Here is a 14,404-nt window from a genome sequence, read left to right on the forward strand (position 1 = left end):
GCGCGGATAAGGGCAACCGCTGGCAGTTTGGTTACTTGGCGGCTTTCAGTGGGGAGTCGGCGGCGAGGGTGATAGGGTCGTCTTGCTTGTGCTTGCTGAGGATGTAGGCGACGACTTCGACGACGCGCTGGAGGCCGAGCTGGGGCTCCCAGGGGGGCATGCCTTTGGTGAGGTCGGGGGCGCCCTGGCGGACGATGGTGAGGATCTGGGTGGGGTGGCCGCCATGCTTCCATTCCTGGTCGTTGAGGGGGAGGCCGGGCAGCTTGGCTCCGGCGAGGAGGCCACTGAGATCCGCCGCGTGGCAGGCGATGCAGGTGGTGCTGTAGGTGGCGGCTCCTGCGGCAACAATCTTCTCGTCGCGGGACATTTCCCAGAGCTTGTCGTCATCAATCAGCTCCAGCTCGCGCTTTTGGAAATCGGCGATTTTGGCCATGGCGGCCTCGATATTTTTTTCATCGGACATGCCGATGCCAAACTGGTAGTACGCGACCCAGGCGATGACAAAAAACACCATGGTGATGTACCAGCTGAACAACCACCAGTTAGGCAGCTTTTGGTCATACTCCTGGATGCCGTCGTAAACGTGCGGTCGGAGGGTGGGGCCGGAGTTGGGGGAATCGGGAGGCATAGGGAGGCGGATGACGAATGCAGAATGACGAAGGATCCCGTGGGCGAGAACGATGGCCTGAAGTCAGTTATCGAGGGGCAGATGGGAGAGATGATCGGCGCGGTCTTTGCGCATGATGAGGGCGTGGATGGAGAAGGTGAAGAAGACGAGGGAGGTGACGCCGAAAGCGACGTAGGGGACCCAATCCAGCCAGTTTTCGTAGATGACGTATTTGTACATGATGGGCGGATAGGGGGTGGTTATTGGCTGCCGCTGAGGGGGCGGTTTTTGTCAGGGTTGACGGGGCCGGGGATCAGACCGGGGGTGGTGGGGTAGGTCCCAAGTTTGTTTTCTGCCTCAAGGGTGTCGTGCTTGCCCAGTTTTTGCAGGTAGGCGATGAGGGCGATGATCTGGGTATCCGGGGAGGCGGTGATTTTGTCCTCCTTGAGTTTGTTGACGATTTCGATGCCTTGCTTGATGGCGTTTTCCTTGATCTCGAGATCGGTCATGGCGGGATAAGGCACGCCGAGCCGAACCATGGCGGCGATCTTTTTGGGCAGGGTCTTCTGATCAAACTTATCCGTGAAGAGGTGCGGGTAAGAAGGCATGTTGGAGCCGACGGAGGTGCTGCGGGGGTCCATCATGTGGTTGTAGTGCCAGCTATGCGGATAGCGGTCGCCTTCGCGGGCAAGGTCGGGACCGGTACGCTTGGAGCCCCACTGGAAGGGATGGTCATAGATACTTTCGCCGAGGCGGCTGTAGTCGCCATACCGGAGGACGTCCGGCAGCATGGTGCGGATCATCTGGCTGTGGCAGTTGTAGCAGCCTTCGGAGACATAGATGTCGCGGCCAGTGAGCTCCAGGGGGGTATAGACCTGCTGGATGCGGTCCTCCATGTTTTTGGCCCGGTTCACCATGACGGTGGGGATGATCTGGATGAGGCCGCCGAGGGCGACGGCGAGGAAGGTGAGGATGGTGAAGGGCAGCCAGTTTTCTAACAAACGATCATACCACTGCGCCCAAGTGGTGTTTGAGGCGATGAACTTTTTCACTGCAATGGCTCCGAAGAGGAGGGCGCAAACCAGAGCTGTGATGTCGGCCCCTTTAGGCAGGAAGATCCAGCCCATGAGGAGGAATAGGCCGCCTAGGAAGTAGGTGACGGGATCAGCCAGGAAGGCTTCGCGCGGCCGCATGTTGTCCACACTGGCGCGCTCGATGACGGCGACCTCGCGGGTTTCATTGACGGGGCTGCCACTGCGGGCGGTCATCCAGAGGTTCCAGAGCATGAGGATCATGCCGACGAGATACATGACACCGCCGATGATGCGGAAGGCCATCATGGGACGGATGGCGGTGAGGGTCTCGATGAAATTTGGATAAGTGAGGGCGGTGCCTGCGGCATTGGTGGAATTCAGCATGAGGCCCTGCATGATGCCGGACACCCACATGGCGGCGACGTACAGGAGAATGCCGACGATGGAGATCCAGAAGTGAAAATTGGCCATCGGGATGGAATGCAGCTTTGTTCCGTAAAGGCGTGGAGTGAGCCAGTAAAACATACCGGCGGCCATGAGTCCGTTCCAGCCAAGAGCACCGGCGTGGACGTGGCCGATGGTCCAGTCTGAGTAATGCGAAAGGGCATTGACAGCACGGATGGAAAGGAGAGGACCTTCAAAGGTGGCCATGCCGTAAAAGGTGACGGCGGCGATGAAGAATTTAACGACGGGGTCGGTGCGCAGCTTGTCCCAGGCACCGCGGAGAGTGAGCAGGCCATTGAGCATGCCTCCCCAGCTGGGCGCCCAGAGCATGAGGCTGAAGAACATGCCGAGCATTTGCAGCCATTTGGGCAGGGCAGTATTCAACAGGTGGTGCGGACCGGCCCAGATGTAAATGAAGACCAGGGACCAGAAGTGGACGATGGACAGGCGGTAGGAATACACGGGCCGCTCCACAGACTTCGGCAGGAAGTAGTACATGATGCCGAGAATGGGCGTGGTGAGGAAGAAGGCGACGGCGTTATGCCCATACCACCACTGTACCAGCGCGTTCTGCACACCGGAGAAGATGGTATAGCTGTGCGTCCAGCTCGTGGGGATGGAGATATGGTTGACGATATAAAGCATCGCCACGGTGATGATAGTGGCGATGTAGAACCAGAGGGCGACATAGAGCGAGGGCTCGTTACGGCGGGCCAGTGTCCAGAAGAAGTTCACCGCAAATACGACCCAGATGAGGGCGACGGCGATGTTGATGGGCCAGATGAGCTCGGCGTATTCCTGGCCGCGTGTGTAACCCAGCGGCAGGCTGATGGCGGCGGCGACGATGATGCCCTGCCAGCCCCAGAAGTGGATCTTGGACAGGAGGTCTGAGGCCATGCGGGCCTTGCACAGGCGCTGAGTGGAGTAGTAGATGCCGGCGAACATCATGTTTCCCACAAAGGCGAAGATGACGGCATTGGTATGCAGCGGGCGCAGGCGGCCAAAAGACAGCCACTGCGTGACATTGAGCTGATGGAAATTGAGCTGGGAGGCGATGATGACGCCGACGAGCATGCCGACGATGCCCCAGATGATGGACGCCCACATGAACTGGCGGACGACCTTGTCATCAAACGTGATGAGCTGCTTGGTGGTGGAGTGGGTCATGGAAGAGGGGCGGTGAATCAGCGGTCCGGGGAGTCACCATCCAGCGGCAGGAGGGACATTTGCTCGATGGAGCGACGCTGGCGCTGGGAGCGCTCGGCGAAAAAAAGGACGGCAAAAAGCACCGCAAAAGCGAGGCTCATGAAAATGGTGACAGCGAAGACTTCCATACTGATGCCAAGGAAGCCGAGGGACGCGCGGGCTGCTCTCCGCACCTTGTTTGAAGCTGCACCGATCTTGTGAAGTGACGAACCCCGGATTCCGGGGTGAAAGGCCGGGCTGCGGGCTGCGTTTCTACCGTTTGCCATGAACCGCCGCCGTTTTTTCCAGACCTCCGCCGCCGCCACGCTGGGCTTTCCCGCCATTTTGCGCAGCGCCTCCCCAAATTCCATGCTGCAAGTCGCCAGTTTTGGCGTGGCCCGGATGGGCGGCAGGACGATGCAGAGCGTGGCCACGCATGAGAAGGTAAAAATTGTCAGCATCTGCGATGTGGACGCGGCGCATCTGGCGCAGGCGGCGAAACTTTTCCCCGATGCCAGCAAGCACAAGGACTGGCGTGAGGTGATGGCCAAACTGGGGGACAAATACGATGCGGTGACCATCGGCACGCCGGATCACAGCCATGCAGGGCCGGCAGTGACGGCTCTGCGGGCGAAGAAGCACGTTTATTTGCAGAAGCCCATGGCCCCGACGCTGCATGAGTGCCGGGTGATCACGGAAGAGGCAAAGAAGGCGGGCGTGGTGACACAGCTGGGCAACCAGGGGCGCTCCAGCATCGAGGCCCGCATGACGGTGCAGCTCATCCAGAGCGGGGCCATCGGCAAAGTGAAGGAGGTCATCATGTGGGAGAACAAACCGCTGAGCTGGTGGCCGAAAAACACGGAGTTGCGCCCCCAGGGCGATCCCATCCCGGAAGGGTTGGACTGGGACCTGTGGTGCGGGGTGCGGAATCCGGTGCCGTATTTAAATGACACCTATCATCCGCAAAACTGGCGCGCCTGGTTTGACTTTGGCTGCGGTGAGATGGGCGACATGGGCTGCCATCACTTTGATGCCACCTTTGATGCGCTGAAGCTGACCGCCCCCATCCGCGCCCGCCAGACACACGGCGGCAGCAGCGGCCCGCTGTGGGGTGAAAAGCGCATCGTGGAACTGGACTTCCCCGGCAGCGAATACACGGCGGACGACATTGTCCGCATCACGTGGAACGATGGCGGCATGGAACCGGACATGACCAAGGTGAAGATGCCTAAAGCGCTGACCAAGTGGCCCCATGCCGGCACCTTCTGGGTGGGCACGGAAGGCAGCATCTTCAAGCCGTACGGCCAGCGCCCGTTCGTGCTGCCGGAAGAAACTTTCCCAGCGGAGAAGTACCCCAAAGGCCTGAAGGGCCAGGACCATTACCATGACTGGGTGGATGCCATCCTCGCCGGTAAAAAGAGCTGCGCGGATTTCAGCCACGGCGGCCCGCTAACGGAGAGCGTGCTTGTAGGGACGATCACCGACCGCTTCCCCGGCCAGTGGCTGGAATGGGACCGCGAGGCCTGCCAGATCAGCAACCACGAAGGCGCGAACAAGCTGGTGAAGCGGGAGTATCGCGAAGGGTGGAAGATCGAGGGGCTGGGCTAACAGCTTTACCCCACCTCGCATGCTGGGGCGGGTACACTAATTTTATCGAGGCGATGCTGCGAATGGAGATTCGCAGCATCGTTTTTTTTGTGATTGACGAACTTTTTAGTTAGCTCGCATTACTTCTTCCCCGGCAACGACAGGTCGGGATTAACGAGATTGGCTTCTATCATCAAGGGGGAAGCGATGAGGGGATTTGGGGACTGGGGGGTTACCTGGACGCGAATGAGGTGGAGGTTGTGGCCACCGAAGGTTTCGATGCGGGTGAAGTTTTCCAGGGTGCGGCCGGTGGCGGAGGTGAGGGGCTTGTCTATGCGGAAGTAATGGCTGTCGCTGTGGAAGAGATAGACAGGTTTGGGGAAAGCCTGGACGGCGGCGCGGAGGGCGGGGACGAGGTTGGCGAAGCCGGGGCTGCGTGGCTCGGAGCGCTGGGTCTCGGAGAGGGGATTAGCCTGCATGAAAAGGACTAGGGCGCGGTGCTGCGGTTTCGCGGCCTCTTCAAACGCGGCCTGCATCCAGGCGATGGAGGCGGCATCGCGGGCGATGAATTCCTCCATGGCGGCAGGGTGGTTCTCGCGGGCATTGTTGTTGCTTCCGACGACGTGGAGGGTGGTGAAGAGGATGCCGTTATGCGACCAGCGGTTGTTTTCCACATAGGTGGCGAACTGGGGCTGAAGCCCGGGCTGGGAGGTCAATGTGAGCGAGGGGGTGCCGAGGCTCTGTGAATCCGGGAAGAACAGGCGGCGGACGAGGGCGAGGCGGTCAACCGGATCAAACTGGCCGGCATTGGCAGTGTGGCAGTCGGTCCATTCGTTGTCGCCGGGGGTGTAGATGAAGGGATGCTGGAACTGGTCGAAGCGTTTTTTGATCTGGTCGTAGGCGGGGTCATCGCAGGGGACCTGGCCGTATTTGGTATCGCCACAATGGACGCTGAAGGCGGGCCGGGCCTGGTTGGCGGTGGCGATGACGTTTTGAAAGCGGGCCTCATCCTGCGGCATGTGGTAGGGCATGCAGCCCATGACGAGGAATTCAAAGGGGGCACCGGTTCCTGTTTCCGCCGCCGCGGCGGTGAGGGGGAAGAGCAGCGAGAGGGCTAGGAGGAGTGGGCGGGTGGTCATGAGGATGATTGAAATGGATGAGTGGTTTAATGGGACGGCTTGAGCTGCTGCACGATGGATTGCAGGGTCTGCAGGCCGAAGCTGATCTTTTGGAAGAAGGAGGCGTGGTGGGGGACGAGGCTGAAGGCAGGATGGTGGGACCAGAGGGCGCGGAGTTTAGCATCCAGCGCGATGGCCTGCGCGAGGGTTTCATTGCGGATGGGGTTGCCGCCTTCGATGGAGGATCCGCCGACGGCGGCGGTCTCAAAGAAGATGACGGCATCGTAACGGGCGAGCTCGGCCGCGCGGGTGGTCTGGAGGGCGGCGAAGTACTCCTCCTCCGGGCCGGGCCAGTAGGCGGCTCCGTCAATGGTGCCACGGTCACACATGAGGACGCGGCCTGGATAAAGGGTGGCGTATTCGTCCTCCAGATGACGCTGTACATGATAGATGGCGCTCTGGGTGTGGCGCAATGCGGAAGGCTGGAGGGAGCGCGGGAATCCGCCCTGAAAGAGGATGGTAGCGGCCTCGGGCACGATGACGACGGAATCGCCAATTTCACGGCGAAAGAGGTCGGCGGAAGTGGTCTTGCCACCACCGGGGCCGCCGGTGAGGGCGATGCGGAAAGGAGAGGAGGGCATGGAAGGGAGGATGGAGAATGAAAGACAGCTACTGGAAGTAACAGGTTTTTCACTCCGGAAAGCAACATTCGTGAAGAACGGTACGCTATGTATCCGCACAGCCCTTCACTCCCAATCGCCCCACCATGAAAACGCTTCTTTGTTTGCTCCTGCCACTGTCTGCCCTGGCGGCGGATTCTTTGCCTGATCCGGCTGAGGTGACGGCGGGGATGAAAAAGGCGGCGGCGTTTTATACGGAGAAGCTGGCTGTACATGGCGGTTATGCCTCCGCCTGGAAGAAGGACCTGAGCGCGGGCGTGACGGAGCATAAGGAATCCAAGACGGTCATTTCCATCCAGCCGCATGGGACGACCAGCGTGGGGCATGCGCTGGTGAAAGCGTATGAGGCGACGGGGGAGAAGCAGTTCCTGGAGGCGGCCAAAGCGGCGGGCAAGGCGCTCATCGAGTGCCAGCTGGCCAGCGGAGGATGGGACAGCGATTTTGATTTTGCGGATGAGCAGGCGAAGCGCTACCACCTGCGCAAGGATGTCCTGGCAGGAGACAAGGAAACGGGCAAACGACGCAACTCCAGCACGCTGGATGATAACAAAACGCAGTCGGCGCTGCTGCTTCTGCTGGAGCTGGCCCACCTGCCGGAATGCAAGGATGATGCGGAGCTGCACACGGCCCTGAAGGCAGGAATGGACAGTTTGTTAGGCGCACAATACCCGAACGGTGCCTGGCCGCAACAGTACTCCGGTCCGGTGGATGCTAGCCTGCCGGTGATGAAAGCGGCGTATCCGAAAGACTGGCCGCGCACCTTTCCGAAGGAGGACTATAAGGGCTACTACACGCTGAATGACGGCAACATGATGAAGATCGTGCAACTGCTGTTACGGGCGCATGAACTGACGAAGGAGGAAAAGTACATGTCCGCTGCGAAAAAGGCGGGGGACTTCTTCATTCTGGCCCAAATGCCGGAGCCACAAACGGCCTGGGCACAGCAGTACAACCACCAGATGGAGCCAGTGTGGGCACGCAAGTTTGAGCCGCCATGTGTGAGCGGAGGCGAGAGCCTGAGCACGATGAAAACCCTGCAAGAACTGTATGTGGTGACGGGCGAGGAGAAGTACATGAAGCCGCTGGCGGCTGCCTTTGCCTGGTATGCGAAGTCCGAACTGCCGGATGGCCAGTATGCGCGCTTCTACGAGCTGAAGACCAACAAGCCGCTGTACTTTGTGAAGGATACTTATGAGCTGGTGTATGACGACAGCAACCTGCCGACCCACTACGGATTCAAGCTGGACTGGGTGAACAAGGACCTGGAGGCTCTACGCAATCAGATGGACAGATCGCGTGAGGAGTTGCTGGCCAAACGCGGCGGCCCAACGGATGACAAAGGCTGGGCCAGCCGTGCCAAAGGTGCGGGAAGCAAGGCACAGCAGGCGCTGAAATCACAGACGGCCGATGGAATCTGGATGAAGGGCGATGAGATTGATGCAGGCGAGTTTGTGAAGCATATGAATGCGATGGCCTACTATGTAGAAGGAGCCAGCAAGGGCGGAGACGCGTTTGCGAAGCTGAGGGCGAAGTAATTTTGCTTCAGCAGACTCAAGGGCTCTCCAGCCTTGGCTGGAGGGTGAGGGTCTGGCCACTAAGGTGGGCTTTGAGCAGGGCTTGATGAGGGTGGATGTGGATGCCGACGCTGCCGCTGGATTCGAGGTCGAAGAGGGGAATTTGGTAGCGCTGGCAGTGGTCGCGGAGGCGGGGTGGCAGGGCTTCCTCGACGCGCCAGGCATCATTGCTGCTGATGACGGCCTGCGGTTCGGCGGCGAGCAAAAGCTCAGTGAGGCCGGAGAAGTCGGCATTGTGCTGGTGACGGATGAGGATGTCACACTCCACCGGGGCCTGGCGCTCCAGCAGTCGCTTTTCAGTGATGAAGCCGGCATCGCTGAGCCAGAGGATGCGGAATTCGCCTGCCTGGATGAGCAGGACGAGGCCACGATCATTGGCCTTTTCATGAAGATCCTCCGGGCCGGGATGGAGGACCTGGGCGGTGACTTGAAGACCGTCTGGTGAGGCCAGCGGGATGATTTCATTCAGGAGGTGCCGCTGCCAGAGGGAACTGTCAGGTTCGATGATGCGGCTGAGGGATCGCAGGCTGGCGGAGGGAGGGTCGGTGGGCCAGGGCTCCAGGCGGCTGGTGTGGAGAAGGGGTACGTTTTGCGCCTTGAGAATCAACGGGGCAGCACCGGCATGGGCAATGTCGGCATGGCTGAGGATGATGCCGTCGAGGCTGTTGACGCCGTGATGGCGGAGGAAAGGACGGAGGGTGTAGCGCCAGGCATCCTCATTGCCAGTATCCAACAGCCAGCGGCGGTCACCATTGCGCAGGTAGCCTGCACCGCCGCCAAAGGGGAGATGAAGGACCTGCATTTCCACTGGTGGCGGTTGTTGTTCAAAGCGCAGGTCCAGGCTGTGATTGGAGGCCGGGAGACCGGCAAACCAGGTGGCGATGCCGACCATCACCTTGGCCAGAAAGGCATTGGCATGATTAACCAAAAGTGCTGCGGACACGCAATGGGCTGTGGACAGCCCGAGACTGAGGCAAGAGAGAAAAAGGCATATGCCCGAAGCGGGAACGAGCACCATGTTGGAAATCAGGGCAATCGGCGTGATGGTGTCAAAATGCCAGATCATCAGAGGCAGGCTGCCTGCCCAGGCTGCCGCAGAGACACTGGCAAGAGAGGCGATATGCAGACGGAGTTTCACGCCGAGGCGTTGAAGGGGCGAGGCCAGTGCGGAAGGCAAAAAGGGATCCAAAGTACACCAGGGGCGCAGGGTTTCCAGGAGGCCTGAGGTCATCAGCATGATGGCAAGGAGGACACCGAAGGAGAGTTGAAAGCCGACGATGAAAAGTTGATGCGTATCAAACAAAAGAAGGACAAGTGCAGCGGCACCGAGGGTGTTCGGAAGTTGGGAACTGCGATGAAAAAGAGGCCCCGCCAGGATCACAGATGTCATAAATGCGGCCCTGGCGGCAGAGGGACGCCAGCCTGTGATATAGGCATAAGCAAAGACCAGCAGAATGATGAACAGGGTGATGCGCTGAATGCCCAAACCGCGCAGGAACAGGGTCGCAATGCCGGCCAGCATGGCTACATGCAGACCGCTGACGGCAAAGACATGCAGGGTACCGCTGTCCCGAAAGGCGTCTTCAATATCCTCCCCTGCGGCATCCGATGCGCCGAGGGCCATGGCCAGGATGACTGCGGCGTGATCCCCTTCCCTTTCCAGCCCGCGCGAGAGCTGGCGGATGATCCACTGCCGGGAGTTTTCCGCTGCCTGGAGCAGATGGAAGCGGGGGGCAAACGAGGCGGCCTGAAGCATGGTGACTTCCTGCGCACGCAGATGGGCGATCCAGCCCATGCGCAGCCCATGACTGGCGGAGTCAAACTGGCCCGGATTCATCGGTGCCCTGGGGAGAAACAGGCGGCCTTTGATTTCATGCAAACCGGGAGATGCGAGTGCCCAGCCTTCGGGAAGGCGGACTTTGATTTGCGCGGTCACGGGGCGGAATGGGCCTTCGCTTCCTATGCGCACAGCGGTGGTTTTGCACAAGGCAGCAGCTTCATCCACTTCGGCACCCCGCGTCCAGGGATAGAGATGACCACGCACGGTGACTTCCATGGCGTGGTCCGGTGCCGCCAGAAGAGCTGTCCGCAGCGGATGATCATAGGTATCCGCCAGCCGGAATGAATGGAGCAGCCCGAAGGTAATAAAAACGGCCGGCAGGCTGAGCCAGAGACGGGGGTGGAACATAAAAACCAGCCAGGCGAACAACGTGACCGCCACCAGCAACCATCCTGGCTGCCAGGAGAAATGGTCCGCCAGGATGATACCTGCGGATGCAGGTACGGCCACCACCAGCAAAGGATGCTTTCTGTGCCAGTGACGGGAGCTGGGAGGGGCGGCCATCGTGGAGAATGGAAGCGGGTAATCAGGTTGAGATTCTTTTCAGTCTCCTGACCGTGCACGTTGTTCCTGAAGATGCCGGTATTCCGCCTGCTCCACTTCCTTCAGCTTATGATGGGCATTGGCGCTGTGATGGGTATTGGGAAAGAGGGTGATGATCTTTTCCAATACCTGTCTGGCCGAGGTGAAATCACCCAACTGATGCCAATGCACCTCTACCATGCGAAAGTGCAAGAAGGCGGAGTCTTCCTCTGACCACTCGCGTGCGTCAAGATGCTTTTGGAGGACCTGCAAGGCACGCCGTGGATCGTGTAGCCTCTCTGCGCAGATCTTGGCGATTTCGGCGATGGGATAAGTCTGGGCGGGATCTGCTGCCAGGGCTTTTTCATGCTCGGCGATAGCCCCTTCATAGTCTCCCTGGGCCATCTTGGCGGCGGCTTTATGGCTTTCCGCAGGCTGGACTTTCTCGCCGGACGAGTACACCAGAGTGCCTACGGCATCACCAAAGGCAGGCAGCACATACTTCACGATGAGCAGTCCAACAGCCAGCCCCACCGCGAAGAAATAGACCAGCATCATACCGTCATCGCCTTCCACCCGGTCCCAGCCCATTTTGACAAGCCAGAGAACCAGGGCGATGACGCATAGGCGGAAGATGAACTTGTGGTTCATGCCCGCATTTTAAACGGGGAAGGCCGCCCATGGCAAGCCGTAAGCCGGAATCGGGGTTACGGCTTTTGAACTTCGACGCCGGCCTCCTTGGCCACCTCCTCCTTTTTCTTGTCCACGGCTGCATCGGTCAGTTCCAGCAGTTTGGGGGCTTCCCCTCCTTTGGGGACATAGTGCAAGGCCACACCATTGATGCAGAAGCGACGCTTGGTGGGTGTGTTTGCAGAGACGGATTCTCCTTCAAACACATGTCCAAGATGGGCGCCGCAGCGCTTGCAGAGCGTTTCCACCCGCTTCATGCCATGGGAGTTGTCGGTACGCTCCAGGACGTTTTTGGCCGTGGACGCATCGTAAAAGGAGGGCCAGCCGCAGCCGGAGTGGAACTTTTCTTTGGAGGTAAAGAGCTCCACGCCGCAGCAGACGCAGTAATAAGTACCCTCCCCTTGTTTTTCGAACTCCTCATAGATGGCTCCAAAAGGACGCTCGGTGCCGGCCTGGCGGGTGACGGCGTATTGCTCGGACGTGAGGCGCTTTTTCCATTCAGCTTCGCTGAGGGTGACTTCGGGTTTGGGCATGGGGGTGGTTGGTGTGATCTTGTCCTCAGCGCAGGCGGCGAGCGACAGGCTGGAAAGGGCGATGAAAAGAAATGTCTTCATGTTCATGTTATCTACAACGTTCGACAAAGCTCTCTGATTGCTTATTCCCGCAAAGTTTGCGGTCATGAGACGCTCTGCCGGAGCTGGGCCAGCTCTTCTGCGGCCGTGGCAGGATCCTCCACTGTGTGAAGAATCTCCTGATGCAAGGCTTCCTGATAATCCACCAGCATACGCATGAGAGCAGTGCGGAGTGCTCCATAGTTCATGCCGGCCTCCTCTGCCAGGCGGGGGCCGTTTTCGCCACGCAGGCTGCCGCCGTCCATAAGCACGGGACGCAAGACGTTGAAAAGCTTCTCTTTGCCCCGGGCTTTATAATTTTCCGCCACGCGGTTGAGGGCCGCTCCTAAAAGGGTGAGGGTCCACTTGCGGCCAAAAATCTGCTCCGGAGTTTCATGAGAATGAAACTTTTCATGCTGGTAGCGCTTTTCGGCTTCGGACTCTCCGCTTCCGGTTTCTTCATCCAGGCTGAATTCTTTCCTCCGGTGCTGGTTTTGCCGCTCCCAATTGATGACAAAACGTTCCAGGCTGACCTGAAGCATGCAGCGCAACCGCCCTTTGGTGGCATCTGCAGTTGCAAAACTCTCGTTTCGCAGGAGTTTCATGAGAAAATCCTGGAGGATGTCATCGGCATCGTAGTGGCTGTAGCTGCGACGGCGAAGGTAGCAGTATAGCGGGTAACGATACTGCTTGATCAGCTCATCCAGAGCACGCTGCGCATCCTGGGCAGTGCCATGGCGCAGACGCGCAATGAGCGTCCATTGAGTAGCTGGCAGATGACTTTCCGGGGGGGCAGCAGACATGTTACATCTGCATAGTACGTCGTTTGAGGGGGATTCACAAGCAAGTGCTCTTATGAACAATGACCCATGGAAATAAATCGGCTTATAAAATGTTGATTATCAGATATTTGGGCAATCTTACCCCTGGAAAGAAATTCTACCACAGGCAATACCCTCCTTTTGAATTTAATATGTAAACGGAGCAATCCAAGGCGGGAGAATCATTGCCCACGCAGGTCATAACACAGGATGCGGGGTCCGGTCTTGTGGTCCAAGGACTCATCCTGCTGGCAGACATAAAGCAGTCCGTGGCTGAGAGCTGGCAGGCTCCAGGTATTGGCGGCATAAAAGAGCTGGCTGCGGGAGATTTCCTCGCAGCCCTCAGGGGTCAGTTTCAACCAGTGCAGGCTGCCCACCTCTCCCAGGCATAGGAAAGCGCCGTCGGCACGCAGCAGACTTGCGCGGAAGATGCTGAGATTCACCGGATTGCTGCGGCCCTGAATGGCGGCCAGGACGGCATCCTGCCACTCGATGTTTTTCGCCCAGACCTCGGCCCCGGTCCCGGCATTCACACAGACGAGGCGGGAATTGTTCTCCCGTTCGCCATCAATGGCGTAAAGATGACCGTCTGCATAAACGGGTGTCATCCAGTGGACGCCGATCTTGGGGGAATGCCAGACTTCACGGGCTTTGAACTCCGCATCGTACTCCACCATGAGGCCGCCGATGGGCCGGTTCTTCGGATAGCAGGTGGTAATGAAGGCGCGGTTTTTTTCCGGAATGACGACCGGACTGCTGCCGGTGGCCTGGATATACTCATCATCTCTCCAGGGAAAGCGGTCATGCACGGTGCCAGTGGCAGGATCAATGCAGAGCAGGCCCCCGATGGCAGGATTGCTCTCGCCTCCAGCATAGATGAGCACTTTGGTCTGCCCATGAAGCCGGGCAGGAATGGGGGAGGCATAGCTGGCCCCCCACTCATCTTCAGCCATCCATTTCACAGCGCCGGTTTTGAGATCAAAAGCGGCGACACTCACGCCTTTGGCGGCCAGTTTGGCCGCGCGGTCCCGGCGGTCTTCGAAGCCATCAAACGGCTCCGCTTTTCCACCCACATTGACGATGACCCGGCCATCCAGGATCAGCGGGGAGGAGCCCGCGCCGAAGAAGTCCTGGGGCACGTTGTATTGCTTGCGCAGGTCGTGTGCCCAGAGCTGCTGGCCGGTCTTTAAATCAAAGGCATGGAGCATGGAAGTCACGCCCAGGGTCACCACCACACCATCGCCAATGACCGGGCTGCCGCGCGGCCCGTTGCCGAAGCCGTAGCGGTCCTGATACTCGACCGGGTAGGCCTGGCTCCAGAAACGTTTGCCCGTTTCACGATGCAGGCATTCCACGGTCTCCTGGCCCTCTAGCGTGTGGAAGATGACGCAATAATCGCCGCTGATGGCGGGTGACGTATAGGCCTCGCCGATGGCCACTTCCCAGACCGCCTTTGGACCGGTTTCCGGCCACTTTTTGAGCAAAGGCGTCTCCGGTGAAGAGCAATCGTCGCCAGGTCCGAGCACACGCGGCCAATCACTGGTTTTGGCCGTGGCGGACAGGGGCGCGGGTGCGGCGTGAAAGGTGAGCCGGTCAAAGGGCTGGGCTTCCTGGGCGGGGAGCGCTGCAGAAAACAGACTCAGGCATAAAATCAGTCTCGACGCGTACTTCATGGTCACGCAAACTAAAGA

Annotated in this window: 13 protein-coding genes; 2 read left to right on the forward strand and 11 right to left on the reverse strand. The window is 59.2% G+C overall.

Translation table 11 applies throughout. From position 1 onward, the window contains the following. Nucleotides 1-31 precede the first annotated feature (31 nt). From WJU23_RS20500 to WJU23_RS20515, 4 genes are all read right to left on the reverse strand, one after another. Nucleotides 32-628, reverse strand: a complete 597-nt coding sequence (locus WJU23_RS20500; protein ID WP_346334489.1) for a cbb3-type cytochrome c oxidase N-terminal domain-containing protein — start codon at nt 626-628, stop codon at nt 32-34. A 63-nt stretch (nt 629-691) separates the two neighbouring features. Next, complete coding sequence (locus tag WJU23_RS20505) at nt 692-847, reverse strand: hypothetical protein (protein WP_346334490.1); 156 nt, start codon at nt 845-847, stop codon at nt 692-694. A 20-nt stretch (nt 848-867) separates the two neighbouring features. After that, complete coding sequence (gene ccoN, locus WJU23_RS20510; RefSeq protein WP_346334491.1) at nt 868-3,252, reverse strand: cytochrome-c oxidase, cbb3-type subunit I; 2,385 nt, start codon at nt 3,250-3,252, stop codon at nt 868-870. A 17-nt stretch (nt 3,253-3,269) separates the two neighbouring features. After that, nucleotides 3,270-3,392, reverse strand: coding sequence for a hypothetical protein (locus WJU23_RS20515; RefSeq protein ID WP_346334492.1), 123 nt, complete (start codon nt 3,390-3,392; stop codon nt 3,270-3,272). Nucleotides 3,393-3,555: 163 nt separating this feature from the next. On the opposite strand from WJU23_RS20515, the gene WJU23_RS20520 reads away from it, so the two are divergent. Next, entirely contained in the window at nt 3,556-4,878 is a 1,323-nt protein-coding gene (locus tag WJU23_RS20520; RefSeq protein WP_346334493.1) for a Gfo/Idh/MocA family oxidoreductase, read from the forward strand. Nucleotides 4,879-4,997: 119 nt separating this feature from the next. On the opposite strand, the gene WJU23_RS20525 is transcribed toward WJU23_RS20520, so the two are convergent. Together WJU23_RS20525 and WJU23_RS20530 are read right to left on the reverse strand one after the other, a co-directional pair. Further along, nucleotides 4,998-5,996 (reverse strand): hypothetical protein, encoded by a 999-nt coding sequence (locus WJU23_RS20525; RefSeq protein WP_346334494.1) that lies wholly within the window; start codon nt 5,994-5,996, stop codon nt 4,998-5,000. Between the two features lie 26 nt (nt 5,997-6,022). After that, nucleotides 6,023-6,616 carry an AAA family ATPase gene (locus tag WJU23_RS20530; protein ID WP_346334495.1) on the reverse strand — a complete coding sequence of 198 codons (594 nt, stop codon included), beginning with the start codon at nt 6,614-6,616 and terminating at the stop codon, nt 6,023-6,025. Between the two features lie 125 nt (nt 6,617-6,741). Here WJU23_RS20530 and WJU23_RS20535 point away from each other — a divergent pair, with 125 nt between their 5' ends. Further along, the gene (locus WJU23_RS20535; RefSeq protein WP_346334496.1) at nt 6,742-8,190 is read left to right on the forward strand and encodes a pectate lyase; all 1,449 of its coding nucleotides are present in this window, start codon (nt 6,742-6,744) and stop codon (nt 8,188-8,190) included. Nucleotides 8,191-8,206: 16 nt separating this feature from the next. On the opposite strand, the gene WJU23_RS20540 is transcribed toward WJU23_RS20535, so the two are convergent. The 5 genes from WJU23_RS20540 to WJU23_RS20560 form a co-directional block, all read right to left on the reverse strand. Beyond that, nucleotides 8,207-10,573, reverse strand: coding sequence for a ComEC/Rec2 family competence protein (locus WJU23_RS20540; protein WP_346334497.1), 2,367 nt, complete (start codon nt 10,571-10,573; stop codon nt 8,207-8,209). A gap of 39 nt (nt 10,574-10,612) precedes the next feature. After that, on the reverse strand, nt 10,613-11,242 hold the full coding sequence (locus WJU23_RS20545) for a hypothetical protein (protein ID WP_346334498.1): 630 nt from the start codon (nt 11,240-11,242) through the stop codon (nt 10,613-10,615). 56 nt (nt 11,243-11,298) lie between these two features. After that, nucleotides 11,299-11,895, reverse strand: coding sequence for a peptide-methionine (R)-S-oxide reductase MsrB (gene msrB / locus WJU23_RS20550; protein WP_346334499.1), 597 nt, complete (start codon nt 11,893-11,895; stop codon nt 11,299-11,301). 62 nt (nt 11,896-11,957) lie between these two features. Further along, a complete protein-coding gene (locus tag WJU23_RS20555) occupies nt 11,958-12,695 on the reverse strand; it encodes a hypothetical protein (protein WP_346334500.1) in 738 nt (245 codons plus the stop codon). 200 nt (nt 12,696-12,895) lie between these two features. Continuing rightward, nucleotides 12,896-14,386 (reverse strand): PQQ-binding-like beta-propeller repeat protein, encoded by a 1,491-nt coding sequence (locus tag WJU23_RS20560; protein ID WP_346334501.1) that lies wholly within the window; start codon nt 14,384-14,386, stop codon nt 12,896-12,898. Between the last annotated feature and the right edge of the window lie 18 nt (nt 14,387-14,404).

Source organism: Prosthecobacter sp. SYSU 5D2 (assembly GCF_039655865.1).
In the GTDB taxonomy this organism is placed as follows: Bacteria; Verrucomicrobiota; Verrucomicrobiia; order Verrucomicrobiales; family Verrucomicrobiaceae; genus Prosthecobacter.

Coding starts and splice junctions, on each gene's coding strand:
- WJU23_RS20500 (WP_346334489.1), bottom strand. CDS start 628: ATGCCTCCCGATTCCCCCAACTCCGGCCCCACCCTCCGACCGCACGTT.
- WJU23_RS20505 (WP_346334490.1), bottom strand. CDS start 847: ATGTACAAATACGTCATCTACGAAAACTGGCTGGATTGGGTCCCCTAC.
- ccoN (WP_346334491.1), bottom strand. CDS start 3,252: ATGACCCACTCCACCACCAAGCAGCTCATCACGTTTGATGACAAGGTC.
- WJU23_RS20515 (WP_346334492.1), bottom strand. CDS start 3,392: ATGAGCCTCGCTTTTGCGGTGCTTTTTGCCGTCCTTTTTTTCGCCGAG.
- WJU23_RS20520 (WP_346334493.1), top strand. CDS start 3,556: ATGAACCGCCGCCGTTTTTTCCAGACCTCCGCCGCCGCCACGCTGGGC.
- WJU23_RS20525 (WP_346334494.1), bottom strand. CDS start 5,996: ATGACCACCCGCCCACTCCTCCTAGCCCTCTCGCTGCTCTTCCCCCTC.
- WJU23_RS20530 (WP_346334495.1), bottom strand. CDS start 6,616: ATGCCCTCCTCTCCTTTCCGCATCGCCCTCACCGGCGGCCCCGGTGGT.
- WJU23_RS20535 (WP_346334496.1), top strand. CDS start 6,742: ATGAAAACGCTTCTTTGTTTGCTCCTGCCACTGTCTGCCCTGGCGGCG.
- WJU23_RS20540 (WP_346334497.1), bottom strand. CDS start 10,573: ATGGCCGCCCCTCCCAGCTCCCGTCACTGGCACAGAAAGCATCCTTTG.
- WJU23_RS20545 (WP_346334498.1), bottom strand. CDS start 11,242: ATGAACCACAAGTTCATCTTCCGCCTATGCGTCATCGCCCTGGTTCTC.
- msrB (WP_346334499.1), bottom strand. CDS start 11,895: ATGAAGACATTTCTTTTCATCGCCCTTTCCAGCCTGTCGCTCGCCGCC.
- WJU23_RS20555 (WP_346334500.1), bottom strand. CDS start 12,695: ATGTCTGCTGCCCCCCCGGAAAGTCATCTGCCAGCTACTCAATGGACG.
- WJU23_RS20560 (WP_346334501.1), bottom strand. CDS start 14,386: ATGAAGTACGCGTCGAGACTGATTTTATGCCTGAGTCTGTTTTCTGCA.